Here is a 22719-nt window from a genome sequence, read left to right on the forward strand (position 1 = left end):
CACGGTTGTATTGAATGTCGGACGACAGTTTCATCCGCGAGGTCAACGAAGAGCTTCGCCAGGACCAGGCGCGGGCGCTCTGGGACCGCTACGGCACCTATGCCATCGTAGTCGCCGTGATCGTGGTCCTTGCCACCGGGTCGTGGGTGGCGTGGGAATACTGGACCGAGCGCCAGGCAAACGCCTCCGGTGACGCCTTCTCGCAGGCGCTGACGCTCGCCGACGAGGGCAAGACGGACGAGGCGCTGGCCGAACTCGCGCGGCTGCAGGAGGAAGGTTACGGCTCCTATCCCGTTCTGGCGCGCATGCGTTCGGCGACGGTGCTTTCAGCGCGCGGCGATGGTGAAGCGGCGGTCGCCGCCTTCGACGAGGTCGCGGCCGACAGCTCGGTCGCCGAACCAATCCGCGACATGGCGCGTCTCCGCGCCGGGCTGATCCTGGTGGATCAGGGCTCCTACGCGGATGTCTCGGCGCGTGTCGAAGGACTTGCGGCCGACACCAACCCGCTACGGCATTCCGCGCGCGAGGCGCTGGGTCTCGCGGCCTGGAAGGACGGCCGCCCGGCCGATGCGCTCGTCTTCTTCGAGCAGATCGTTGACGACCAGGAAGCGCCGCGCAACACGCGCGAGCGCGCCACCCTCATGTCCGAACTGATCCGCGGTTCGGGCGTCTCGTCGTAACGGGGCCAGATGACCTTCAAGATCGCGATCGTAGGCCGGCCCAATGTCGGCAAGTCGACGCTCTTCAATCGGCTGGTCGGCAAGAAGATCGCGCTCGTCGATGACACGCCCGGAGTCACGCGCGACCGGCGCGTGCACGATGCCCGGCTCTATGACCTGCGCTTCGAGGTGATCGACACGGCCGGCTTCGAGGAAGCCGCCGCCGCGTCGCTCGAAGGCCGCATGCGCGCTCAGACCGAGCTTGCGATTTCGGAAGCCGACCTCGTGCTCTTCATGATGGACGCCAAGGCCGGGCTCACGCCGAACGACCGCGCCTTCGCCGACGTCGTCCGCCGCTCCGGAAAACCGGTCGTCCTCGTTGCCAACAAGGCCGAGGCGCGCGGTGCCGAATCGGGCATGTTCGAGAGCTTCGAACTCGGCCTCGGCGAGCCCATCCCGATCTCGTCCGAACACGGACAGGGAATGCCGGACCTGCGCGAGGCGATCATCGCAGCCCTCGGCGAGGAGCGCGTCTTCCCGGATGAGGACGAGGAGGAGACCGCCTTCGCGCTGGAACCGCTGGTCGGCGAAGACGTCGACCCGGACGCCGAAGAGGTGCCCGCCTACGATCCGACGAAACCGATGCGGATCGCTGTCATCGGCCGCCCCAACGCCGGCAAGTCGACGCTGATCAACGCACTCGTCGGCGAGGAACGGCTGCTGACCGGCCCCGAGGCCGGCATCACGCGCGATTCCATCTCCGTCGAATGGGAGTGGCGCGGCCGCGGCATCAAGCTCTTCGACACCGCCGGCATGCGCCGCAAGGCGAGGGTGCAGGAGAAGCTGGAACGTCTCTCGGTCGCCGATGGCCTGCGCGCCATCCGCTTCGCGGAGGTCGTCATCATCGTGCTCGACGCCACCATTCCCTTCGAGAAACAGGATCTGCAGCTTGCCGACCTGATCGTCCGCGAGGGCAGGGCACCCGTGATCGCCTTCAACAAGTGGGACCTGATCGACAATCCCCAGGTGCTGCTCGCCGAACTGCGCGAGAAGACGGAGCGGCTTCTGCCCCAGGCGCGAGGCATCCGTGCGGTGACCGTCTCGGCCGAGACCGGCCGCGGCCTCGACAAGCTGATGGACGCGGTTCTGAAGACGCACGAGATATGGAACCGGCGCATCTCGACGGGCAGGCTCAACCGCTGGCTCGAAGGCGTCATCGCCCACCATCCGCCGCCCGCCGTGGCGGGCCGCCGGCTCAAGATAAAGTACATAACCCAGGTCAAGGCGCGCCCGCCGGGTTTCGTGATTTCGTGTTCGCGTCCGGACGCGGTGCCGCAATCCTACATCCGATATCTGGTTAACGGCCTGCGCGAGAGTTTCGAGATCCCAGGCGTTCCGATCCGCATCATGCTGCGCGCGCCCGACAATCCGTATGCGGGCAAGGCGAAATCACGCGGGTAGGGGCTTTGAAAGCCCGTTCGACGGCCATATTGATGCCGTTAACTCTCCCTCAAGGTTAATTCCGCATTGTCACTCTCAGTCGTGTCGAGTGGCGTCCGGGAGAGTGCTGGTGAAACGGAAACTGGTGTCGCGGCAATCTGCCGCCACGACCCATAAGTCCCCCTTGGTATCCATCCTTCTCGTCGGTTTCGGTCTCTGGATCGGCTTCCCGACGTTGACAGCCCAGCAGGACATGGCGAGCTACGTCGTCGGCATCGAGGCGCCGAAGGCGCGCTGGGGTGCCGTGGTGGAGAAGGCCGTCGCCGGCTCCGTCCATTTGGCCGAGATGCGCTTCGCCGATGGCGACATCACCGGCTCGATCTCCGGCTCCGGCGTCCGGACGGAAGAGCTCGGCGCCGTCGCCTTTACCGGCAAGAACGGTTCGACCAGCGACGTCCCGGACGAGGAACGTGTCAACCGCGGCGACAAGAAGGACCGCATCGTCAACGTGGCGCCCGTTGCGCCGCCGAAGGACTTCAACGCCGGTTCGGTATTCAAGCGCACCAGCCTGCTCGAGCCTCCCGCGCTTGGCCAGGAGATCGTCATGGCCTTCGACAGGCCGGCCATCGCCGGCAAGGAGATCGAGATCGCCGCCGCCTTCCATCAGCGCACGGAAAAGAAGGTCGATCCCGGCGTTCCCGCGATGCTGGCCAGCCTCGTCAACAACGACAAAGCGGATATCCTCGCCACAGCCTACGCACCGCCGGAACCCGACTACGCCGAAGCCTCTCCTTTCGAATCGCTGCTCAAGGGCGAGACCGATCCGAACGCCGGCCGCTTCATTCCCCCGCTTGCCAAGGGCGACCACGCCTGGATGAGCCAGCCGCTGCCGCCCTCGGTCTTCTCGGACGGCGAGCAGAAATGCCTGACCGCTGGCGTCTACTTCGAGGCGCGCGGCGAGAACCTGAAAGGCCAGGCCGCCGTCGCCCAGGTGATCCTCAACCGCGTCCGCAACCCGACCTATCCGAATTCCATCTGCGGCGTCGTCTACCAGAACGACAGCTGGCGCAACCGCTGCCAGTTCTCCTTCGCCTGCGACGGCATCCGCGACCGCGTCGCCAGCCCGAGCCACTGGAAGACCGCCAAGGAGATTTCCATGGCAGTCACGGCCGGCAAGATCTTCATCCCGGAGGTGGGGTCGTCGACGCACTACCACGCCACCTACGTTCATCCGCGATGGGCGAATGCCATGCAAAAGATGAAGAAGATCGGCCTTCACGTGTTCTATCGCACCCATGGCGGCGGCTGGAACTGACCCGGCCGCACGGGCGATGCGCGGGGATTCGCCGCGCTGCCGGCGAACTTGATTCACGGACGTAGTGTCGCAGTGGATTAAGTCATTGAAATAAAATCCAAAAATGCTTCTGGTGCGGGTGCTTTCATTGGCTTGACTGCCAGAAGCGCCCTCACTATGGTGCGCGCGACTTTGAAGCGGGCAATCCGTCCAGGATTGAACGGGCAGGAGGTTGGGTCGCCATGTCGAAACGGCCAGGCGATACCGGTCATGAAATGCCCGGGCAGGACAGGGGCGCGGGGGGCCGCGAGGACGATCTCGACCGCAGGCGCAAGGACCTCGACGCAGCCATTCTGGCGCGCCGCCCTGCCGCAGGTGAGAAGGATCGCGCCGATGGGTCGAGTGGCATGGCCGGGATCGGCAACGCGCTGAAGCTTTCCAGCGAATTCATCGCGGGAATCGTCGTCGGTGCAGCGATCGGCTGGATAATCGACCGCCTGGCGGGCACGTCGCCTTTCGGGCTGGTCGTCTTCCTGTTGCTCGGTTTCGGCGCCGGGGTGTTGAATGCGCTACGGTCCGCGGGATTGATTACGCAGGCGGGGATACGTTCGTCCGGAAAGGACGAGGGCGGCCCCGGTCGGAAATGAATGGCGCCGCATGCGCGTCGATGTTGATGAAGGCGGGGTAACACGGTGGCCAACGATCCAATCCACCAGTTCCAGATCTCCAGATGGGTGCCGATCGAGATCGGCGGCCTCGATTTCTCCTTCACCAATTCGTCCGCCTTCATGGTGGCGACGGTGGTGGCGGCCGGGGGCTTTCTCTATCTGTCGACCGCAAGCCGCGGGCTGGTGCCGAGCCGCATGCAGTCGGTCGCCGAGATGTCCTACGAGTTCGTCGCCAACATGCTGAGGGACGCGGCGGGATCGCAGGGGATGCGGTTCTTCCCGCTGGTGTTCTCGCTGTTCATGTTCGTGCTCTTCGCCAACCTGTTCGGCATGTTTCCCTATTTCTTCACGGTGACCAGCCACATCATCGTCACCTTCGCGCTGGCGCTGCTGGTGATCGGAACCGTCGTCGTCTACGGCTTCATGAAGCACGGTTTCGGCTTCCTCAAGCTGTTCGTGCCCGAGGGTGTGCCGGGAATACTGGTTCCGCTTGTTGTCGCGATCGAGGTCATTTCGTTCCTCTCGCGCCCGATCAGCCTTTCGGTGCGTCTCTTCGCCAACATGCTGGCCGGCCACATTACGCTGAAGGTGTTCGCGGGCTTCGTGACGTCGCTCGGTGCGATGGGCGCGATCGGCATCGGCGGCGCCATCCTGCCGCTCGCCATGACCGTGGCGCTGACCGGCCTGGAATTTCTCGTTGCCTTCCTGCAGGCCTACGTATTCGCGGTGCTGACCTGCATGTATCTCAACGACGCGCTCCATCCGGGGCACTGACCTTTCACCGGCGGGTCGTCCGCCGCAACACCAACAACCGACCTTACGGACTTCAAGAAGGAGAATTCTCATGGAAGTAGAAGCAGCTCAGGCGATCGGCGCCGGTATCGCATGCCTCGGCATGGGTGGCGCGGGCATCGGCCTCGGCACCATTTTCGGCAACTACCTCGCCGGCGCCCTGCGCAACCCCTCGGCAGCCGACGGCCAGTTCGGCCGCCTGATCTTCGGCTTCGCCGTGACGGAAGCTCTCGGCATCTTCTCGCTCCTCGTCGCGCTGCTGCTGCTGTTCGCCTAAGAACCGGCCGCACGTCGCACGTTGCCGGCCGCGCATTCGCGGCCGGAGGGTTTTGACAGGAAGAGCGCATGTTTGTTGTACCGGCATATGCCCAGCAAGAAGTACCGGCGGGGCAGGACTCGGCACATGGCGAAGTGATCGAGGGGACCGAGACCGGTCACGGGGAAGGTTCCTTCCCGCCCTTCGAGCCTGCGTCGTATCCGTCGCAGATCCTGTGGCTGGCGATCATCTTCGGCCTCTTCTACCTGTTCCTGAAGCGCGTGGCGCTGCCTCGCCTGGGCGGCATCCTGGAGGTGCGGCGCGATCGCATCGCTCAGGACCTCGACCAGGCCGCGCGGCTCAAGCAGGAGGCGGACGAAGCCATCGCCGCCTACGAGCAGGGTCTGGCGGACGCCCGCAAGAAGGCCAACCAGATCGGCCAGAAGGCCCGCGACGCCGCCAAGGCGGACGCGGATGCCGAGCGCAAGAAGGTCGAGGCCGGCCTCGAGAAGAAGCTGGCCGAGGCCGAGACGCGCATCGGCGAGATCAAGGCTTCGGCCATGCAGGACGTCGGCGCCATCGCGGAGGAAACCACCGCCGCGATCGTGCAGGCGCTCATCGGCGGTTCCGTCGGCAAGGCCGAAGTGGCCTCCGCCGTCCGGTCGTCGTCGAAATAGGGGGGCGGAATGGACGCCACATTCTGGGCAACGGTCGCCCTCGTCATCTTCCTCGGGATCATGATCTACGTGAAGGTCCCGGGCATGATCACCAAGTCGCTCGACGACCGCGCCGACCGCATTCGCGACGAACTGGAACAGGCCCGCAGGCTGCGTGAGGAAGCGCAGGAACTGCTCGCCGAGTACCAGCGCAAGCGCAAGGAAGCCGAGAAGGAGGCCGACGACATCGTCACGGCCGCCAAGCACGAAGCCGAGCTCCTGGTTGGCGAGGCCAAGCAGAAGACCGAGGAGTACGTCGCGCGCCGCACCGCGCTCGCCGAACAGAAGATCAGCCAGGCCGAGCGCGAGGCCGTGAACGAGGTCCGCGCCAACGCCGTCGACATCGCCGTTGCCGCCGCGCGGAAGCTCTTGGCGGACCGGGTCGATGGCAGCGTCGCGGACAGCCTCTTCAAATCTTCGGTGCAGGATTTGAAGACCAAGCTCAACTGAGCTTTCAAGCGATCATCATCACATGAAAAATGCCGCTCACCGGGCGGCATTTTTCGTTTGTTGAGATGATGCTTACTCGAACTCCAGCGCCATCGGCTCGGCGTCGGCCTTGAGCGGCGCGAAGGTCATGCGGTGGATGCGCATGACAGCGCCGCTTTCGACGATCGCGGTGCGATGGCGCACGGTCGCGTAGCCCATGTGGAACTCGAAGCCGTAGGACGGGTGTACCGCGGCGCAGCGCGTCATCATGCGGTCGCGCGTCACCTTGGCCACGATCGATGCGGCGGCGATCGACTGCGAGCGCTGGTCGCCCTTGATCAGCGCGTCGGCATCGCAACCGAGCCCCGGCGGAATGTCGCGGCCATCGACCAGGGCATGGCGTGGCGTCACGCAGAGCGTGGCGGCGGCGCGGCGCATGGCTTCCAGGCTGGCGCGGAGGATGTTGATCGTGTCGATCCCATCGGCCGCGACCGAGGCTACCGAAACGGCAACCGCCTTGCGCACGATCTCCTCAAACAGGCGCTCGCGGTCGCAGGGCTTCAGCCGCTTGGAATCGTCCAGTCCCTTCGGGATTCGCTTCGGGTCGAGGATGACGGCAGCGGCGACCACCGGTCCCGCCAGCGGCCCGCGTCCGGCCTCGTCGAGCCCGCATACCGGACCCTTGCCACGCGCAATCAGCCGCTTCTCGATCGAGAAGTCGGGCGCCTGCGGCAGGTCGAAGAGCAGCGGGGCGGCGGTCTGGGGGCGATTCATCCTGCGCGGAGTCTTTCATCCGGCGCGGCTCGCCGCAAGACGGCGCAGTCCGATTCTCCCCGTTTTTCCTAGATCACCTTGCCGGGGTTCATGATGCCCGCCGGATCGAAACTCGCCTTGATGCGCCGCATCAGGTCGGTGGCGACAGGCGGGGCGGTGGCGATCAGTTCGTCGCGCTTCATGCGGCCGATGCCGTGCTCGGCCGAGATCGAACCGCCGAACCGCCGCACGACGCCGTGCACGATGTCGTTGACCTCGCGGTAGCGGGCCAGGAAGGCCTGTTCCTCCATGCCTTCGGGCTGCGAGATATTGTAGTGCAGGTTGCCGTCGCCCATGTGGCCGAAGGTGACGAGCCGCGCGCCCGGCGCGGCCTGAAGCACTGCCGCGCCCGCCTCGTGGATGAAGTCGGGAATGGAAGCCACCGGCACCGAGATGTCGTGCTTGATCGAGACGCCTTCCGGTTTCTGCGCCTCCGACATCGCCTCGCGCACTGCCCAGAAGGCGTCGGCCTGCGACAGGTTCTGGGCGATCACCGCGTTGTCGGCGAGTTCGCCTTCGATCCCTTCGGCGAGCACCTCCTCGATCAGCGCGCGCGCGTCCTCGGCCGAGCGGCCGGACGAGATCTCCATCAGCACCAGCCAGGGATGCTCACTCGCCAAAGGCGCGACGATGCCAGGGATGTGGCGGACGGAGAAGTCGACCGCGATCCGGGCGCAGAGCTCGAAGGCCGTCAGCCCGCTGCCGGCGCGGTCCGAGGCCAGCGCGAAGAGCGCCAGCGCGGCTTCGGGCGACTGCAGGCCGATCCAGGCGACCTCGCGCCCCTTGGGCTTGGGGAAGAGCTTCAGGACCGCGGCGGTGATGATGCCGAGCGTGCCCTCCGCGCCGACGAACAGGTTCTTGAGGTCGTAGCCGGTGTTGTCCTTCTTGAGCTTGCGCAGGTCGTCGAACACCTCGCCTGTCGGCAGCACGACCTCCACGCCGAGGCAGAGTTCGCGCGCATTGCCGTAGGCGAGCACACCCGTTCCGCCGGCATTGGAGGAGAGGTTTCCGCCGATCTGCGCCGTGCCCTGCGAGGCGAGCGACAGCGGAAACAGCCGCCCCGCCGCGTCGGCCGCCTCCTGCGCGCGCTGCAGCACCACGCCGGCCTCCACCGTCATGGTGTTGGAGGCGACGTCGACCTCGCGGATGCGGTCGAGCCGCGAAAGCGACAGCACCACCTGCCCGCCGCTCATGTCGGGCGTCTGGCCGCCGACGAGGCCCGTATTGCCTCCTTGCGGCACGACCGGAGTGCCGGTTTCGCTCGCCAGCGCCAGGATGCGCGACACCTCCTCAACGCTTCCCGGCCGCAGCACGAGGCTCGTCCGCCCGCCGAAGAGACCGCGCCGCTCACTCACGAAGGGCGCGATGTCTGCCTCGGCGACCAGCGCATGGCGCTCGCCGACGATTTCGGCGAAGCGGGCAACGAGGGAGGCGGAAAGGATCGGATCGCTCATCAATGCTCCTCCCCATCCCGCGGCGCCGCGGCGCGCGCCAGTCGGTCGTTGATCGCCTCGCCGATGCCCCGCATCGGCACGGGCTCCACCGCGATGGCGCGCGCGCCGGAGCGGTCGAGCCCGGCGAGATGCGAAAAGAGGCTGGCCGCCGCCTCGCGCAGGTCGCCAGTTTTCGAAAGGTTCTCCACCGCCACGGCCTCCCCCGCACCGGCGATCCGCTTCGGTCCGAAGGCGAGCAGCGCCTCTCCGCCACGCACCTCGGTCGCGTTCAGCCGCACAGCGGTATTCGGCGCGTAGTGCGAGGCGAGCATGCCGGGCGCTTCCACCGTCGCTTTGGCGCTTCCGCGCGCCAGCGGCGCGCCGATCACCGCCTCGATCTCCTCGGCCGCCACGCCGCCGGGACGCAGGAGCCGTGCCACACCGTCCTCAACCTTGACGATGGTCGATTCCACGCCGACCGCAGTCGCGCCGCCGTCGACGATGAGCGGAATGCGGTCGCCCAGCCCGGCATCGACGGCCGCGGCGGTCGTCGGGCTCACGCGGCCCGACGCATTGGCGCTGGGGGCCGCGATCGGCCGGCCCGTGCGGGCTGCGAGCCGTGCCGCGAAGCCGAGCGGCATGCGGATGCCGACCGTATCGAGCCCCGCCGTCACCAGCGGGCTCACCTGTGCGCCGGCCTTCAGCGGCAGCACCAGCGTCAGCGGACCCGGCCAGAATTCTTCGGCAAGCCGCGCCGAAACGGGATCGAACACGCCGATCTCCTCGGCCATCGCCCGGTCGCAGACATGCACGATCAGCGGGTTGAAGCGCGGGCGACCCTTGGCCTCGTAAATGCACGCCACGGCCTCGCCGTTCGTTGCGTCGGCGGCCAGCCCGTAGACTGTCTCGGTCGGCACGGCGACGGGACGGCCGGCGAGGATCAGCTCGCACGCCCGCTCCAGCGCCTGGTCTTCCCGGATGATGTCCGCCATCGGCCGCCTTTCGTCTCGACGGCGCTGCCTATCGCGCGCCACCGCCGACGGCAAGTGACGCGGCGTCATCCTTTTCTTAATTAGTCGAATGTTATGGATGGTGGCAACGGGAGTGAAGGCGCCTGCGTGCTAGGGGCCTTCCGTTGCATTTCCACGCCCTGAGTAAGGCGGGAGCGATATGAGATCTTTGGGCCTGGCCATGTTCGCATGCGGCCTGTTGCTGGCGCAGCAGGCGGGCGCCTCCTCGTTCGCTGTCGTCGGCGCGCCACCGTCGGGGCCGTCGCGCTCGATCATCATGCTCGGCGAACCCGCCGAGGAGGACCCGCAGGTGGTCCTGGCACCGACCGACGACATGATCCAGACAGCGGCCTTCTCCACCACCGACGAGACGTCGCGCGCCGCCGTCGCGCCGATCACCGACTTCGACGAGAGGGACAACGCTGCCTGGCCGCCGCCGCTCAGCACATCCATGGTCGCATATGGAGAACCTCCAGCCAGGCCGCGCAAGGAGGGTATGACCGGATATGGCGGGCAGGCCGGCCTGCCCATGGTGATCCGTGGCGGTCTGGTTGGCGAAGCCTATCCCACCGCTTCCGCGCCGCCCGCGCCCCCCGTCCTCCCCGCGCCGGAACCGCGCACGGAGCGCATCGAACGGCGCGCCGAACCGAAACCCGAGGCGTCGAAGGTAGCCGACCAGCGCGGCAGCCTGCCGCACGACGAGCCGCCGGGCCGCAACAAGTCGCCGGAACCCGCCGCACCACCCCCGGCCCCCGCGCCGCCCCCGCCGCCGACACAGCGGCTGGAGTAGCGAGCGGCGGTTCGGTCTGCCCTCAGCCGGCGATCCTGGAAAAATCCGCCACCTGGCCAGTGACGGTTCGGATGCCGGTCAAGAGTGCCAGCCGGTTGGCCCGGATCTTCTCGTCCGGATCGTTCACCAGCACGGTATCGAAGAAGGTGTCGATCGGCCCGCGCAGCCGTGCCATGGCGCGCATCGCGGCCGAAAAATCCTCGGCCCGGATCGCGTCGCCCGCCTCTTCGCCGGCCTGACCGATCGCTTCGAACAACCGCTGCTCCTCGGGCGCCACCAGAAGCGCGGGATCGACGGCCGGCGCGATCTCCGTCCCCCTCTTCTCCTCCGCCGCGATGATGTTCACCGCGCGCTTGGTTCCCGCAAGCAGGTTCTTTCCGTCTTCGGTATCGAGGAGGTCCCCAAGCGCCTTAACGCGCCGCACGATCATTAGGAGATCGTCGTTCGAGGCGGCGGCTGAGGCCTGCGATTGGCTGGTATCCCCCCTCCCGGGGGAGATGCCCGGGAGGGCAGATGGGGGCGCCTGGCGCGATCCTGCTTCATACCCCTCGACGACAGCAGCCCCGCCGCTCACCAGCACCGCATCGATCAGATCGTGCCGCGCGCCCTGATCGCGAAGATAAACTTTCAGGCGGTCGTGGAAGAAGGAGAGGAGATCTAGCGCGTATGTCTCCAGTACGCCTTGACCTTCAACGTGGCGCACAGCCTTCTGCAGCGGCGGTCGGGTTGTCGGATTGGCAATTATCGACTGGCTCAATTCGAGCAGGTTCAATCTTACGCCGTTCTCCACCAGGATCCGGATCACCCCTAGCGCCGCGCGCCGCAGCGCGTACGGATCCTTGCTCCCCGTGGGTTTCTCGTCGATCGACCAGAACCCAACCAACGTGTCGAGCTTGTCTGCCAGCGCGACCGCCATCGAGGCGGGGTCGGCCGGCACGGTGTCGGATGGACCCTGCGGACGGTAGTGTTCCTCGATCGCGGCGGCGACGCTCGGGTCTTCGCCCTGAAGCTCCGCATACTTGCGGCCCATGGCGCCCTGCAACTCCGGAAATTCGCCCACGACCTCGGTCTGCAGATCGGCCTTGGCGAGGATCGCGGCGCGGCGGGCGAGGGCGGGATCGGCGCCGACCATCGGGGCGATTTCCTCCGCCAGTCGTGCGATGCGCTCGACGCGCTCGCCCTGCGTGCCGAGCTTGGCGTGGAACGTCACGCCGAGATGATCCAGCCGTGCCATGCGCTGGTCGAGCGGCTTCTCGAGGTCCAGCCCGAACTTCTTCGCCGACTCCGTCAGCTGCCCGAGGTCGGGAAGGTCGGACTGATCGGTCTTCCAGAAATACAGCGCATCCGAAAGCCGCGCCCGCACCACCTTGCCGTTGCCTCGAGCGATCTCGGCTCCGCCGTCCGTCGCTTCGATGTTGGCGGTCAGGATGAAGCGGTTTGAGAGTGCGTCCTTCGAGGCCGGCTTCGCCGGCACCTCAGGATGAGGGCTTACGGTGGCAGGATCCGCGCCATCGTGCGTGGAAGGCCCGGGATGAAGGACGCCCGCACCATGGTCCTCATCCTGAGGCGCCGGCGAAGCCGGCCTCGAAGGACGCACCACAAAGCACTTCTGGTTGGCCCGGATCGTCAGCCGCACCACTTCCGGCGGGATCGCGAGATATTCCTCCTCGAATTCGCCCATCAGCACCACGGGCCATTCGACCAGTCCCGAAACCTCTTCCAGCAGCCCCTCGTCCTCGACGAGTTCCAGTCCGCTGGCGAAGGCGAGATTGCGGGCGTCTTCGAGGATGATGCTCTTGCGGCGTTCGCCGTCGAGCACAACCTTGGCCGCCTCCAGCTTGGAGACGTAGTCGTCGAAGCGGCGCACGGTGATCGCGTCAGGGGCGTGGAAGCGGTGGCCGTAGGTGACGTTGCCGGAGCAGATGCCGTCGACGGTGAAGTCGACCACCACCGGCTCCTCCGTCTCCGGCCCGAAAGTGCAGACGATCGATTGCAGCGGCCGCACCCAGCGCAGCGTCTCGCCGCCCTTGGCCTCGTCGCCGTAGAAGCGCGTCCCTTTTGGCGCCGACGCGCGGCCCCAGCGCATCGACTTCGGCCAGGGAAAGTTCCGGATGACGCCCGGCATCAGACCGGCGATGATCTCCTCCGTCGCGCGGCCCGGCCGCTCGACGACCGCGACGTAAAAATCTCCCTTCTTCGGGTCGGTCTGGACTGTCAGCTGGTCGGTCGAGGAAAGCCCCGCCTTGCGCAGGAAGCCCTGCACCGCCTGTTCGGGCGCTTTCACCGGCGGCCCCTTGATCTCTTCGCGCACGTCCTTCGAGCGCGCGGTCAGACCGCGCAGGTCGAGCGCCAGCCGGCGCGGCGTCCAGTATTCGCGCGCCGCCTCGTAGGTCAGGCCCGCCTCCACCAGCCCGTCGGTGACCAGCTTCCTCAGGTCGCCCGCCGCCTTGCGCTGCATGCGGGCTGGAATTTCCTCGGACCGGAGTTCGAGCAGGAGGTCGGGCATGGTGAAAAAGGTCCGTGTCAGGCCGGTTGGATGAAGGCCAGGGTGGCACCCGCCGGGTCGTCGAGAACCGCGATGCGTCCGAAGCCGGGCACGTCGAAGGGCGCCCGGCGCACATGCGCGCCGTTCGCCTTCGCCGCTTCGCAGCGCGCGTCGATGTCGTCAACGGCGAAATAGGTCAGCCAGAATTCCTGTGCGCCGTCGAACATCGGCGAGGTGTAGGTGAAGATGCCGCCCGCAAGTGCATCGCCCGAGCGCGCGAGGATGTAGGTCTGGCCGTCGCCGGTCGGCACTTCCTGGAACGTCCAGCCTAGCACGTCGCCGTAGAAGGCCTTCGCATCCTCCGGGTTCCAGGTGTTCAATTCGTTGAAGTAGACCGTTCCGCCGGGCATCAAACCGCCTCCGCCATCGCTCCGCTCGCTTCCGTCCTCAGAAACGCCTCGCCGCAGGCTTTCGCGAGGTTGCGCACCCGCAGGATATAACTCTGCCGCTCCGTCACCGAGATGACGCCGCGCGCGTCGAGCAGGTTGAAGGCATGGCTCGCCTTGATGCACTGGTCGTAGGCGGGAAACACCATTCTGTGAAGGCCGCGATCGACGTTGTCGGCAGGCGCCCCGGCATCGAGCAGCGCCTTGCATTCCTTCTCGGCATCCTCGAAATGCCGGAACAGGATCGCGGTGTCGGCATGCTCGAAATTGTGCCTGGAATACTCCTGCTCGGCCTGGAGGAAGACGTCGCCGTAGCTCACGCGGTCTGCGCCTTCGCCGCCGTTGAAGTTCAGGTCGTAGACGTTGTCGACGCCCTGCACGTACATGGCCAGCCGCTCCAGCCCATAAGTGAGTTCGCCCGAAACCGGGGCGCATTCGATGCCGCAGACCTGCTGGAAATAGGTAAATTGCGACACTTCCATGCCGTCGCACCAGCATTCCCAGCCGAGCCCCCAGGCGCCGAGAGTCGGGCTTTCCCAGTCGTCCTCCACGAAGCGGATGTCGTGGCGCAGCGCGTCGATTCCGATCGCCTCCAAGGAGCCGAGATAGAGCTCCTGGAGATTGGGCGGGTTCGGCTTCAGGATCACCTGGTACTGGTAGTAGTGCTGGAGCCGGTTCGGGTTCTCGCCGTAGCGGCCGTCCTTCGGGCGCCGCGAGGGCTGCACGTAGGCCGCCCTCCAGGGGCGCGGCCCCAGCGCCCTGAGCGTTGTGGCCGGATGGAACGTGCCGGCACCCACCTCCATGTCGTAGGGCTGCAGCACCACGCAGCCGTAGCGGGACCAATAATTGTGCAGCGTCAGGATCAGATCCTGGAAGGATCGGGTCGGGCGCAGCTCTGCTGAAAGATTGGCGTTCAAGAGGGGCTTCCCGGCGGTCGAATGCGGCGAGCACGTCGTAGAGACGCGCGGGTGATAGGTCAAGGATCGAGGCGGCGTCGCGAGAATGCTGGAACGCACGAGCCCGCTGTACTATTTGTGGAGGACAGAGGCCGCTTCGCGGCCGCCGCCGTAACCACTCGGATCAGAGGACACTTCATGTTCACGTCTCCCATCGCAAAGGCGCAGTTCGCGGCCTGCGTCGCCGGCATCTTCATGTCGCTGGCTATTCCGGCCTCGGCCCAGAACTGGCCCGATATCAACAGCAACACGCGCGACGACGTCACCGGCTACATCTGCGTGACGCCGGGTTGCGACGTGGTGCGGCTCCCGCAGTCCAACTGCCTGTGCCAGAAGGAAAACCCCGCCGAGAATGACTTGAGGAAGCTCAAGCTCACCTGCAGCACCACCGTCGGCCTGAAATGGGTGGCATGCCCGGTCAAGCCGCCGTTCGGCAACTGACCCCGCGCCGACGGCGCGGATATCCGCGTAACATGCCGGTCGCGTGGAAGTGATCCTTCCGACGCTGTCCCGTTACGGCAGGCGGACTACCTTCTCCCGGACCGGCGGCGAGTGAGTCGCACCCGCTGCGTCCCCGAAGGAGTTCTCCATGGTCCGCAATTCCCGCCATTCATTCCGCCTCATCGCGCGCTCGGCGCTGGTCGGCGGCGTCCTGCTTCTCGCATCCGCCCCCGGAGCCTTCGCACAGTCGAGCAGCCACGGACCGACCAGCGATTCGGTCACCGGATGGCGCTGCATCAATCCGTTCTGCGATACGATTGTGCAGCCGAAGACGCAGTGCCTGTGCCAGAAGAACAATCCGAATGAGACGGTCGCTTCGCGGCTGTCGCTGACCTGCGTCCCGCCGCGAGCCGGGCAGAGCTGCCCGGCGCCGCGCTTCGGCAGGTAGGCCAGGAACGGCCGATGTTCAGAACATATCTCGGAATAGCGGCCTAGACCCGAGAGGGCGGGCTGCGAACGTCGGCGTGCTGCCTCAGCCGGGCGGGAGTACCAGTTCCTGCCCGGGCCGGATGTTGCCGGGATTGCCGCGAAGACCCGGATTTAGTTCGAGGATTTCGCGGAAACGCTCGCCGTTGCCGAGCTCGTCCGCCGCGATCGACCAGAGCGACTGGCCGGGCCGCACCGTGTAGGTGGCGGACTGCGGCTCGGCGACGGCCTTCGGCGCCGGCACGTCGGGAAGCATGATCGGCGGGATTTCCGCCTTCTGCTCTTCCTTCAGCGGTGCCGTTTCGGGGGGCAGGCCTTCGGCCAGCTTGCGCTCGACCTCGACCAGCACGTCTGCGTCCGGCTTCAGGTCGCGCGCATGCGCCCACTGGAAAGTCGCCTCCAGCTTGCGGCCCGCGCGCCAGTAGGCGTCGCCCAAATGGTCGTTCAGCACCGGGTCGTCGGGCTTCAGCGAGACGGCGCGTTCGAGTTCTGTCACCGCCTCCTCGTAGCGCCCCATCCGGTAGTGGGCCCAGCCGAGTGAATCGACGATGTAGCCGTCGTTGGGGCGCAGTTCGACCGCCTTCCTGATGAGATCGAGGCCTTCCTCAAGGTTGATACCCATGTCGACCCAGGAATAGCCGAGGTAGTTCAGCACCTGCGGCTGGTCGGGATAGAGTTCCAGCGCCTTGCGGAAGTTCGGCTCGGCCTTGTCCCACTCCTTCAGCCGCTCGTAAGCGATGCCGCGCTGGTAGAAGAGGTTCCAGTCGGCCCGCTGCGGCTCGTCGATGCGCTGGAGAGCGCGATCATAGAGGTCGGCCGCCTCGCGATACTCTTCCTTCGAGGCGTAGACGCCGCCGAGCGCGAGATAAGCGCGCATGTCGTTCGGGTCGCTGTCGATCAGCGCCTTCAAATGCTCCTTGGCCTCGTCGGCACGTTCCAGGTCGGCAAGGTTCAGGCCGAGCTGGAGCTCGGCGATGCGCTTGAGCGGCGATGTCTCGGGAACCTGCTCGTAGAAGGATATCGCTTCCTCCGCGTGGCCCTGCTGCTCGGCGACTTGCCCAAGCTGGATGAGTACACCGTCGAGATCGGGCTTCAGCGCCCGCGCATACTGAAGGTAGAGCCGCACGAAGGCTTCGCCGCCGCCGCGGTTCAGCGCGCTGCCCATGTCGTAGAGCACTTCGGCCGCACCGTCGCGCACGCTCGCCACCATCGGAGCGATCTCGGCGCCCGCCTCGATCTCGGCGCGCAGCGCCACGATCGAGGGGCGGTTGGAAGCGAAGGCCTCGCTTTCGTCGAGAACGGCGAGCGCGTCGTCCTTGCGGCCCTCCCGCGCCAGCAGGCGCGCATAGGCCTCGACGGCGCGCAGGTAGGTATCGGGCGCGGCGCCTCCGGCGGCCGCGTTCTTTACCGTCTCGTCATAGGCCTTCAGCGCCTCGTCGGTAAGGCCGGCCCGGTCGGCGATCAGGCCTTCGTGGAAGCCCTTGAAGAGCGTGTACCATTCAGGCCCCTCGAGCGTGCGCACCTGCTCGAGCGCCTCCTGCGCCTCGCCGGCTCCGAGCATGGTCCACCCGGTCATCAGTCCGGTGATAAGCCGGTCGAGATCCGATTCCAGCGCCAGCTTCAGATAGTTCTGCGCGGCGCCGAAATCCTGCTTCTGGATCGCCGAGACGGCGAGCGCCAGCCGCGAGAAGCGCTCCACCTCGGGAACCGTCTTCAGCTTCTCCGCATAAGGCAGCGCCTCCTCGAAGGAGCCGCGCGAGATCAGCGCCAGCATGACGCTCTGCTGCAGGCCGAGATTGTCGCGGTCGAAGGAGAGCGCACGCTTGTAGTATTCGATCGCGCTGTCGAGGTCGTTGTCGACCTCGGCGACGCGCGCGGCCAGGAATGCGCCGGAGAACGAGCCGATCTGCACCGTCTCCTGGTCGGCCTTCGAAGCCGCGTCCTTGGCCGAGCCCGGCGTCGCGCCAATCGCGCCCGCCAGAGCGATCGCCGTCGCGATCAACCATTTGCCGCCAATTCGCTGCATGCTTTCCCTTCCTGCGCCCAGCGCCAGATCGGATCAATCTATGCCGCCGGAGCATGGCCTTTTTGCGGACGCACATCAACGTGCTTCCCGCCGTGCCGCCGTCACGCCGCGGCGGTCCCGAATCGATGTACTTCGGGCGGCTAGGATACACGATCGATGCAGAAGTCGATGACCTCCAGCAGCGCGTTCTTTTGCGGTGTATCCTTCAGCGGCGCCAGCGCGTCGCGTGCGATGTTGCCGAAATGCCGGGCGCGGCTGATCGTCTCTCCGATCGCGCCGTAGCGAGCCATCAGCGCGGTCGCCTTCTCCAGCGCCGCGTCGTCGTTGCCGGCGTCCTCGATGGCGGCCTTCCAGAACAGGCGCTCCTCCTGGGTGCCGCGCCGGTAGCTCAGGATTACCGGCAGCGTGATCTTGCCCTCGCGGAAATCGTCGCCCGTGTTCTTGCCGAGGTCGCGCGCATTCCCGCCATAATCCAGCGCATCGTCGATCAGCTGGAAGGCGAGCCCGAGATTGGTGCCGTAGGACCGCAGCGCCGCCTGTTCCGACTTGCTGGCGGAGGCGATCACTGGTCCGACCTCGGCCGCGGCCGAAAACAGGGCCGCCGTCTTGGCCTTGATGACCGCCAGGTATTCGTCCTCGGTCGTCTCGAGGTTCTTCGCCGCGGCGAGTTGCATCACTTCACCCTCGGCGATCACCGAGGCGGCGGAGGAGAGGATTTCCAGCGCCTTCAGCGAGCCGACCTCGACCATCATGCGGAAGGCCTGGCCGAGCAGGTAGTCGCCCACCAGCACGCTCGCCTGGTTGCCCCAGATCATGCGTGCGGTCTTCTTGCCGCGCCGCATGTCGCTCTCGTCGACCACGTCGTCGTGCAGAAGCGTCGCAGTGTGCATGAACTCGACGCTGGTGGCGAGCTTGACGTGGCCGTCTCCCCCGTAACCGAACATGCGCGCGGCCGCGAGCGTCACCATCGGCCTCAGCCGCTTGCCTCCCGAGGAGATCAGGTGGTTGGCGACCTCCGGGATCATCTCCACGTCCGAGCCGGCCTTCGACAGGATGAGCTCGTTGACCCGCGACATGTCGCTATCGGTCAGCGCGATCAGCGGCTGGATCGACGCCTGTTGCTTCTTGCCATCCTCAAGCGATACGACGACGCCCACCGACACTTCTCCACTCCGTACCCGCGCACGCGGTGACTTTTCGTCCTGACACTATGGTGCGCCCGCGCGGCCAGACAAGGGGCGAATTGGCGCGCCGGCAACCGCTGGACCGAGCAATATAAGTTTACAGGGTCGGGTCAAGCTGCGAACCTTGGCGGATGATCGAGCTTCTGCGTACCAACGACCCAGTCGTGATCTCCTACATCGAGGCCCTGATGCGCGATGCCGGCCTTTCCTTCTTCGTGGCCGACCAGAACATGAGCATCATGGAGGGTTCGCTCGGCGTCCTGCCGCGTCGCGTGCTCGTGGCTGAGGACGACGTGGAACAGGCACGCCGCATCCTGACCGACGCCGGGTTCGCGGACGAGATGCGCGACGGCTGAGCCCGGCCGCCGATGGAACCGGAAACGGCAGCGCCCGACGCCACGCTCGACGCGTTCCATCGCGGCGCGTTCTGGCTGGTCCAGCCGCGTACCGGCGGTCATCGGGCCGGCATGGACGCGATGATGCTGGCGGCGGCGGTTCCCGGCAATTTCACGGGACGTTTGGCCGACCTCGGCGCCGGCGCCGGAGGGGCGGGGCTCGCCGTGCTGGCGCGCTGCGGACGGGCGCAGGCCGTGCTCGTCGAGCGCGAGCCCGGCATGGCCGGCTACGCCGCGCGCACGCTCTCCCACCCTTCCAATTTCGCGATCGCCCCGCGCGCCTCGCTCCTGGTGGCGGACGTCTCGCTCGCCGGACACGCCCGCGCCGCTGTCGGCCTGGGCGACAATTCCTTCGACTTCGCCATCCTGAACCCGCCCTTCAACAGCGGTCGCGACCGTCAGACGCCGGACGAATTGCGGAAGGCCGCGCACGTCATGGAGCCGGACCTGTTCGAGCGCTGGATCAGGACCGCCGCCGCGATCGTGCGTCCCTCCGGCGGGCTGGCGCTGATCGCCCGCCCCGAATCCCTTCCGGCGATCCTGGCCGCGCTCGAGGGCCGCTTCGGCGCAGCGGCTATCAAGCCGATCCATCCGCGACCGGACGCCGCTGCGATCCGCGTCGTGCTGCGTGCCGTCCGGGCGTCGCGCCGGACAATGTCGCTCGCTCCGCCGCTCGTCCTGCACGAGAGCGGCGGCAACCGGTTTTCCGCCGAGGCGGACGCCATCAACAACGGCCGCGCCTCCCTCTTCGGCGACTGAACGCGGCGATCCGACGCCCGAGCGGGATTGCAGCGCGCCGCCGAGTTCCTACATCCGGTGGAAACCCTCCGAGACAAGGCACCCCGTGACCAGTTTCCTCAAGCGCCTACTCCCGAAGTCTCTGCGCGGCGACCAGGTGGTCGTTCCCGTGGTCAGGCTGCACGGCACGATCATGGCGACCAGCGGTCCGATGCGGCAGAACCTGTCACTCGCAAGCACCGCGGGGGTGCTGGAAAAGGCGTTCTCGTTCAAGAGCGCCCCGGCTGTCGCCATATCGATCAATTCGCCGGGTGGTTCGCCGGTCCAGTCGCGCCTGATCTACCAGCGCATCCGCGATCTCTCCGTCGAAAAGAAGAAGCCGGTTTTCGTCTTCGTCGAGGACGTGGCCGCCTCGGGCGGCTACATGATCGCCATCGCCGCCGACGAGATCGTCGCCGACCCGTCGTCCATCGTCGGATCGATCGGCGTCGTCTCGGCCTCCTTCGGTTTCCAGGAAATGATCAAGAAGATAGGCGTCGAGCGGCGCCTCTATACCGCCGGGAAGAACAAGGCGACGCTCGATCCCTTCTCGCCGGAGCGGAAGGAAGACGTCGACCACCTGAAATCGCTTCAGCTCGAGGTACACCAGACCTTCATCGACATGGTGAAGGCGCGCCGTGGCCCCAAGCTCGCGGAAGACGACGACCTTTTCACTGGCCTCTTCTGGTCGGGCATCCGCGGCAAGGAACTCGGTCTGGTCGATCATTTGGGCGACATGCGGGGCTTCCTGCGGCAGCGATTCGGCGAGAAGGTGAAACTGCGCCTCGTCTCCGCGCCGCGCGGGCTGTTCGGCCGCAAACTGGGCTTCTTCGGCATCCGCGGGGGCGCCGAAACCGCGGAACTTTCCGCCGGTCTGGCGAGCGGCGTGCTCGACGCCGCGACAGAGCGTGCGCACTGGGCCCGCTACGGCCTGTGACATTTTCGCGTCGGTCGCCGGCGCGGATCATGGTATGATGCCGGATGGGACGAGCCGGCCTTGCTTGAGGAGCAGGAAGACATGCCGCAGTTGATCTTCTTCGTCGTTATCGCGGCGGTCGGCTACATCGGCTACCGCGCCTTCATCAAGGAAGCCGAGCGCGTGTCGGCGCGGGTTCGCCGGGCCGAAAAGGAATCCTCTGTCGGCTCGACGGGCACGCTGGTGAAGGATCCCGAGACGGGCGAGTACAGGCTGGCAAAGGACTGAGCATCCGGGCTACTTGGCGCGGCATGCCTCCGGTTCCTTTTTCCCTGTGCGCTCCCGCCAAGATCAATCTCGCCCTGCACGTCACGGGCAGGCGGGCCGATGGCTACCATCTCCTCGAAACGCTCGCGGTCTTCTGCGAGCTCGGCGACCGGCTCGAGTTCCGCGCCGCGCGCAAGGACGCCTTCGCGATTACCGGCCGCTTCGGCGCCGGGCTTTCCGATGATGACAACCTCGTTCTTCGCGCCCGCGACCGCCTGCGGCAGAAAACCGGCGCCGCACGCTGCCCGCCGGTGTCCATCCTGCTCGAAAAGAATCTCCCCGTCGCTTCCGGCATGGGCGGCGGATCGAGCGACGCGGCGGCCACCCTGCGCGGCCTCTCGCGACTATGGGACCTGCATCTTTCCAATCCGGCACTCACCGAACTTGGCGCCGCGCTCGGGGCCGACGTGCCGATGTGTCTCGCCGCGCACCCCCTCGTCGCTTGGGGAATCGGCGAGAAACTCGCCCCGCTGGAGGACTGGCCGGCGCTGGACATGGTGCTGGTCAACCCGGCAATGGCCGTTTCGACCCCCGACGTCTTCCGCCGGCTCGAAAGCCGCGAGAACCCGCCGCTCGGCGTACCCCCGCGACAGGCGGATTACCGCGCCGCCTGTTTCTGGCTCGCCGGCACACGCAACGATCTCGAAGCCCCGGCTCGCTCGATCGTTCCGGAGATCGGGCAGGCGCTTGACGCGCTGCGCGAGGCGGGCGCAGGCTTCGCGCGGATGACCGGGTCGGGCGCCACCTGCTTTGGCCTTTTTTCCGGACCCCGGGCCGCCGGGCAGGCCGCGGCCGGTATCCGCGACCGGCACCCAGACTGGTTCGTGGAACCGACGAGAACCATGGGAGCGCCTGCATGAGCCTGGAACGTCTGGACGAGACCCGCCCCTTTCTCCCCGTCGGCATCGCTGTGCTGACCGTCTCCGACACGCGCACGATGGACGAGGACAAGTCGGGCCGCACGCTGGCCGAACGCATCGGCGAGGCCGGCCACCGTCTCGCCGACCGCGGCATCGTCACCGACGACAAGGAAAAGATTGCCGCGATCGTTCTGGAATGGTCGCGCGACCCCGCCGTCGACGTCGTCATCACCACGGGCGGCACCGGCTTCACCGGCCGCGACGTGACGCCCGAGGCGCTGGAGCCGCTGTTCGAGAAGCGGATGGACGGCTTCTCCGAAGTCTTCCACCGCATCTCCTATGACAAGATCGGCACTTCGACGATCCAGAGCCGCGCCACCGGCGGGCTGATCAACCAGACCTTCGTCTTCGTGCTGCCCGGCTCTCCCGGAGCCTGCCGGGACGCCTGGGACGGCATTTTGAAAGCGCAGCTCGACTACCGCCACATGCCGTGCAACTTCGTAGAGATCATGCCTCGGCTGGACGAGCACCTGAAGCGCGGCGGCACCGTCGTCTGAGGCCGGCTGGCTTCAGCCGATCTCCGAGATCCGGCGCCTGTTCTGCTTGATTTCGGCGGGGATGATTTCCGCACCGATGCGCTGGCCCGAGATGCGGCGGGCAAATGCGTCCACCTCGTCGCCCGGTCTCAGCTTCGCCAGCGCCTGCGGCTTGCTCACCAGCAGGCCTTCCGCCAGCGGCCGTCTGCGGGAAAACCAGCGCGAGGGGAACCACGCGTCGGACGACCGTGAGCGCAGGAAGCGTCCGGGCGTGGTACGGCGTCCGACATGGGCGACCACTGCGTCGATCCAGCCATCCGTGAGCTTCGCGCCGGGCTCCATGAACAGCAGCCAGTCGCCTTTGGCGCACCGCATTCCGGCGGCGAGTTCGCCGTTCGGGATCAGCGCGCAACCGGCATGGTCAGCGACTGCCTTGGTGTGGTCCGTCGAGCCCCTGTCGTGCACCAACACTTCGCGCACGACTCCTTCCACGGCGCCGGAAACCAGCGACATCAACGTGCGCGCGAGCGCATCCTCGTCGTTGCGCGTCTCGATGAGCACCGTCAACATCCCTTTCGCTTAGC

The 22719-nt window shown here is 66.7% G+C and carries 26 protein-coding genes; 17 read left to right on the forward strand and 9 right to left on the reverse strand.

The window, feature by feature from the left end:
* The first annotated feature begins 14 nt into the window (after positions 1-14).
* The 8 genes from BSQ44_RS07040 to BSQ44_RS07075 all read left to right on the forward strand — a co-directional run bounded on the left by BSQ44_RS07040 (position 15) and on the right by BSQ44_RS07075 (position 6275).
* Positions 15-680 (forward strand): tetratricopeptide repeat protein, encoded by a 666-nt coding sequence (locus BSQ44_RS07040; protein WP_072602557.1) that lies wholly within the window; start codon positions 15-17, stop codon positions 678-680.
* A gap of 9 nt (positions 681-689) precedes the next feature.
* Positions 690-2120 carry a ribosome biogenesis GTPase Der gene (der, locus tag BSQ44_RS07045; RefSeq protein WP_072602558.1) on the forward strand — a complete coding sequence of 477 codons (1431 nt, stop codon included), beginning with the start codon at positions 690-692 and terminating at the stop codon, positions 2118-2120.
* Positions 2121-2226: 106 nt separating this feature from the next.
* Positions 2227-3414 (forward strand): cell wall hydrolase, encoded by a 1188-nt coding sequence (locus BSQ44_RS07050; RefSeq protein WP_072607913.1) that lies wholly within the window; start codon positions 2227-2229, stop codon positions 3412-3414.
* Positions 3415-3635: 221 nt separating this feature from the next.
* Positions 3636-4040, forward strand: coding sequence for an AtpZ/AtpI family protein (locus BSQ44_RS07055; RefSeq protein WP_072602559.1), 405 nt, complete (start codon positions 3636-3638; stop codon positions 4038-4040).
* 45 nt (positions 4041-4085) lie between these two features.
* A complete protein-coding gene (locus BSQ44_RS07060) occupies positions 4086-4835 on the forward strand; it encodes a F0F1 ATP synthase subunit A (protein ID WP_072602560.1) in 750 nt (249 codons plus the stop codon).
* A gap of 70 nt (positions 4836-4905) precedes the next feature.
* Positions 4906-5130, forward strand: coding sequence for a F0F1 ATP synthase subunit C (locus BSQ44_RS07065; protein WP_072602561.1), 225 nt, complete (start codon positions 4906-4908; stop codon positions 5128-5130).
* Positions 5131-5198: 68 nt separating this feature from the next.
* The gene (locus BSQ44_RS07070) at positions 5199-5786 is read left to right on the forward strand and encodes a F0F1 ATP synthase subunit B (protein WP_072602562.1); all 588 of its coding nucleotides are present in this window, start codon (positions 5199-5201) and stop codon (positions 5784-5786) included.
* Positions 5787-5795: 9 nt separating this feature from the next.
* Positions 5796-6275, forward strand: a complete 480-nt coding sequence (locus BSQ44_RS07075) for a F0F1 ATP synthase subunit B (protein WP_072602563.1) — start codon at positions 5796-5798, stop codon at positions 6273-6275.
* A gap of 72 nt (positions 6276-6347) precedes the next feature.
* On the opposite strand, the gene BSQ44_RS07080 is transcribed toward BSQ44_RS07075, so the two are convergent.
* The 3 genes from BSQ44_RS07080 to BSQ44_RS07090 all read right to left on the reverse strand — a co-directional run bounded on the left by BSQ44_RS07080 (position 6348) and on the right by BSQ44_RS07090 (position 9492).
* On the reverse strand, positions 6348-7028 hold the full coding sequence (locus tag BSQ44_RS07080) for a ribonuclease HII (RefSeq protein WP_072602564.1): 681 nt from the start codon (positions 7026-7028) through the stop codon (positions 6348-6350).
* Between the two features lie 68 nt (positions 7029-7096).
* Complete coding sequence (locus BSQ44_RS07085) at positions 7097-8521, reverse strand: FAD-binding oxidoreductase (RefSeq protein ID WP_072602565.1); 1425 nt, start codon at positions 8519-8521, stop codon at positions 7097-7099.
* The gene (locus BSQ44_RS07090) at positions 8521-9492 is read right to left on the reverse strand and encodes an L-threonylcarbamoyladenylate synthase (protein ID WP_072602566.1); all 972 of its coding nucleotides are present in this window, start codon (positions 9490-9492) and stop codon (positions 8521-8523) included. The genes BSQ44_RS07085 and BSQ44_RS07090 overlap by 1 nt, the downstream gene beginning before the upstream one ends.
* A gap of 178 nt (positions 9493-9670) precedes the next feature.
* On the opposite strand from BSQ44_RS07090, the gene BSQ44_RS07095 reads away from it, so the two are divergent.
* Positions 9671-10300 (forward strand): hypothetical protein, encoded by a 630-nt coding sequence (locus BSQ44_RS07095; RefSeq protein WP_157894537.1) that lies wholly within the window; start codon positions 9671-9673, stop codon positions 10298-10300.
* Positions 10301-10322: 22 nt separating this feature from the next.
* Here the strand turns inward: BSQ44_RS07095 and glyS are convergent, their stop codons facing one another.
* Genes glyS through BSQ44_RS07110 form a run of 3 tightly spaced genes read right to left on the reverse strand, consistent with a single transcriptional unit; the run spans position 10323 to position 14148 of the window.
* A complete protein-coding gene (gene glyS / locus BSQ44_RS07100) occupies positions 10323-12806 on the reverse strand; it encodes a glycine--tRNA ligase subunit beta (protein ID WP_072602568.1) in 2484 nt (827 codons plus the stop codon).
* Between the two features lie 17 nt (positions 12807-12823).
* On the reverse strand, positions 12824-13195 hold the full coding sequence (locus BSQ44_RS07105; protein WP_072602569.1) for a VOC family protein: 372 nt from the start codon (positions 13193-13195) through the stop codon (positions 12824-12826).
* Positions 13195-14148 carry a glycine--tRNA ligase subunit alpha gene (locus tag BSQ44_RS07110; RefSeq protein WP_072602570.1) on the reverse strand — a complete coding sequence of 318 codons (954 nt, stop codon included), beginning with the start codon at positions 14146-14148 and terminating at the stop codon, positions 13195-13197. Before BSQ44_RS07110 ends, BSQ44_RS07105 begins: the two co-directional genes overlap by 1 nt.
* A 177-nt stretch (positions 14149-14325) precedes the next feature.
* Here BSQ44_RS07110 and BSQ44_RS07115 point away from each other — a divergent pair, with 177 nt between their 5' ends.
* The gene (locus BSQ44_RS07115) at positions 14326-14628 is read left to right on the forward strand and encodes a hypothetical protein (RefSeq protein WP_072602571.1); all 303 of its coding nucleotides are present in this window, start codon (positions 14326-14328) and stop codon (positions 14626-14628) included.
* Positions 14629-14776: 148 nt separating this feature from the next.
* On the forward strand, positions 14777-15076 hold the full coding sequence (locus tag BSQ44_RS07120) for a hypothetical protein (protein WP_072602572.1): 300 nt from the start codon (positions 14777-14779) through the stop codon (positions 15074-15076).
* Positions 15077-15160: 84 nt separating this feature from the next.
* Here the strand turns inward: BSQ44_RS07120 and BSQ44_RS07125 are convergent, their stop codons facing one another.
* Together BSQ44_RS07125 and BSQ44_RS07130 are read right to left on the reverse strand one after the other, a co-directional pair.
* Positions 15161-17140, reverse strand: a complete 1980-nt coding sequence (locus BSQ44_RS07125) for a tetratricopeptide repeat protein (RefSeq protein WP_072602573.1) — start codon at positions 17138-17140, stop codon at positions 15161-15163.
* A 140-nt stretch (positions 17141-17280) separates the two neighbouring features.
* Entirely contained in the window at positions 17281-18297 is a 1017-nt protein-coding gene (locus BSQ44_RS07130) for a polyprenyl synthetase family protein (protein WP_072602574.1), read from the reverse strand.
* Between the two features lie 158 nt (positions 18298-18455).
* Here BSQ44_RS07130 and BSQ44_RS07135 point away from each other — a divergent pair, with 158 nt between their 5' ends.
* The 6 genes from BSQ44_RS07135 to moaB all read left to right on the forward strand — a co-directional run bounded on the left by BSQ44_RS07135 (position 18456) and on the right by moaB (position 22156).
* Complete coding sequence (locus tag BSQ44_RS07135; RefSeq protein ID WP_072602575.1) at positions 18456-18680, forward strand: putative signal transducing protein; 225 nt, start codon at positions 18456-18458, stop codon at positions 18678-18680.
* A gap of 12 nt (positions 18681-18692) precedes the next feature.
* The gene (locus tag BSQ44_RS07140; protein ID WP_072602576.1) at positions 18693-19478 is read left to right on the forward strand and encodes a tRNA1(Val) (adenine(37)-N6)-methyltransferase; all 786 of its coding nucleotides are present in this window, start codon (positions 18693-18695) and stop codon (positions 19476-19478) included.
* A gap of 85 nt (positions 19479-19563) precedes the next feature.
* On the forward strand, positions 19564-20433 hold the full coding sequence (locus tag BSQ44_RS07145) for a S49 family peptidase (protein WP_072602577.1): 870 nt from the start codon (positions 19564-19566) through the stop codon (positions 20431-20433).
* Positions 20434-20514: 81 nt separating this feature from the next.
* Positions 20515-20700 carry a hypothetical protein gene (locus tag BSQ44_RS07150; RefSeq protein WP_072602578.1) on the forward strand — a complete coding sequence of 62 codons (186 nt, stop codon included), beginning with the start codon at positions 20515-20517 and terminating at the stop codon, positions 20698-20700.
* Positions 20701-20723: 23 nt separating this feature from the next.
* Positions 20724-21599 carry a 4-(cytidine 5'-diphospho)-2-C-methyl-D-erythritol kinase gene (locus BSQ44_RS07155; protein ID WP_072602579.1) on the forward strand — a complete coding sequence of 292 codons (876 nt, stop codon included), beginning with the start codon at positions 20724-20726 and terminating at the stop codon, positions 21597-21599.
* Positions 21600-21601: 2 nt separating this feature from the next.
* Positions 21602-22156: a molybdenum cofactor biosynthesis protein B gene (gene moaB / locus BSQ44_RS07160; RefSeq protein ID WP_072607914.1), complete on the forward strand. Its 555-nt coding sequence runs from the start codon at positions 21602-21604 to the stop codon at positions 22154-22156.
* 12 nt (positions 22157-22168) lie between these two features.
* On the opposite strand, the gene BSQ44_RS07165 is transcribed toward moaB, so the two are convergent.
* Positions 22169-22705, reverse strand: coding sequence for a glycosyltransferase (locus tag BSQ44_RS07165; protein ID WP_072602580.1), 537 nt, complete (start codon positions 22703-22705; stop codon positions 22169-22171).
* Between the last annotated feature and the right edge of the window lie 14 nt (positions 22706-22719).

The sequence above is a fragment of the Aquibium oceanicum genome (genome assembly GCF_001889605.1).
Classification (GTDB): domain Bacteria; phylum Pseudomonadota; class Alphaproteobacteria; order Rhizobiales; family Rhizobiaceae; genus Aquibium; species Aquibium oceanicum.